The organism is Eubacterium ramulus (genome assembly GCF_003122485.1).
Lineage (GTDB): Bacteria > Bacillota > Clostridia > Lachnospirales > Lachnospiraceae > Eubacterium_I > Eubacterium_I ramulus_A.
Window position 1 is genome coordinate 1 of sequence record NZ_JRFU01000170.1, and the last position, 1,445, is coordinate 1,445.

Here is a 1,445-nt window from a genome sequence, read left to right on the forward strand (position 1 = left end):
TGCATGACGCGCACCTCGCAACAAGAATGCCGGAGCATTCTTGAATGGTAAAAAATAAAAGATAAGAAGAATATGGCATTGGAATGATTTATATGCAAAATCGTTTCAGTGTCATATTTTTTTCTCTATTTTCGAAGAAAATATTGTATATTATATATAATATATGTTAAAATGAGAGACAGAAATGGTAATGCGTATGAAGTAATTTAGAAAAGAGTCGAAGGAGGACCTTACAATGGAAAAATTATTAATCTTAAATCCTGGTTCCACATCTACAAAAATTGCTTATTATGAGGACGAGCAGCAGATTTTTGTAGAGAGCATCTCTCATTCTGCAGATGAGATCGCAAAATATGACCTGATCGTAGATCAGTATGAGTTCCGTAAAGATATGATCATGGAAGTTCTGAAAGAGAAAAATGTAAAACTGGAGGATCTGACAGGTATCGTTGCCCGTGGTGGTTTACTTCCGCCTCTGAAGGCAGGCGCTTACCGTGTAAATGATGACATGGTATGGCAGCTGAAAAACAAACCGGCAATGGAGCATGCTTCCAACCTTGGCGCTGTAATTGCAGATGCGATCGCAAAACCACTTGGAATCCCGGCTTTCATTTATGACGGTGTAACAGTTGATGAGATGATGCCGATCCTGAAGATCACAGGTCTGAAAGAGATTACAAGAAAAGGTATCGGTCACAACCTGAATACAAGAGCTGCAGCTATGAAATATGCCCGTGAGAATAACAAAGAGTACAAAGACTGCAAACTGATCGTAGTACATCTTGGTGGTGGTATTTCCGTAACCTTACAGTACGGCGGAAAAGTTGCAGATATCATCAATGATGAGGATGGCCCATTCGCTCCGGAGCGTGCAGGCGGTCTTCCGGTTCAGTCTCTGATCAAATATTTTGGTGAGAGCGGCATGACTACAAAAGAAATGCTCAAGAAAATGAAGAGTCGTGGCGGTCTGGTAGCACATCTTGGTGTAAATGACAGCCGTGAAGTTGAGAAAATGATCGAGAATGGCGATGAGCATGCAAAACTGATCTATGATGCAATGGCATTAAACGTAGCACGTAAGATCGGTGAGGAAGCTGCAACAGTTGCAGGTGATATTGAAGCCATCATTCTGACAGGTGGAATTGCATATTCTGAGTACTTCACAAACGAAGTAAAGAAAAATGCAGAGTGGATCGCACCGGTTATCGTATATCCGGGTGAGAATGAGATGGAATCTCTGGCACTTGGCGGACTTCGTGTACTGCGTGGACAGGAAGAAGCACACGAATTTGTAAGAACAGAGTAATTAACATTTCTGCTTAGAAGTCCGAAAGAATTTTCTATAAAGGGAGTATATCAGATGGGAGATGACTCCCACCTCTATAGGGACGCCACTGAAAAAGTGGTAAGTTTAGTATCGCAGGGCGTCAAATATGTGAAAAAAT

The 1,445-nt window shown here is 41.5% G+C and carries 1 protein-coding gene; it reads left to right on the plus strand.

The genetic code is table 11. The features are described from left to right. Positions 1–235 precede the first annotated feature (235 nt). Entirely contained in the window at positions 236–1,306 is a 1,071-nt protein-coding gene (gene buk / locus LG34_RS14155; protein ID WP_109216644.1) for a butyrate kinase, read from the plus strand. Positions 1,307–1,445 lie beyond the last annotated feature (139 nt).

Bases quoted from the DNA above. Each gene is read 5' to 3' on its own strand.
- buk (WP_109216644.1), top strand. From the start codon at position 236: ATGGAAAAATTATTAATCTTAAATCCTGGTTCCACATCTACAAAAATT.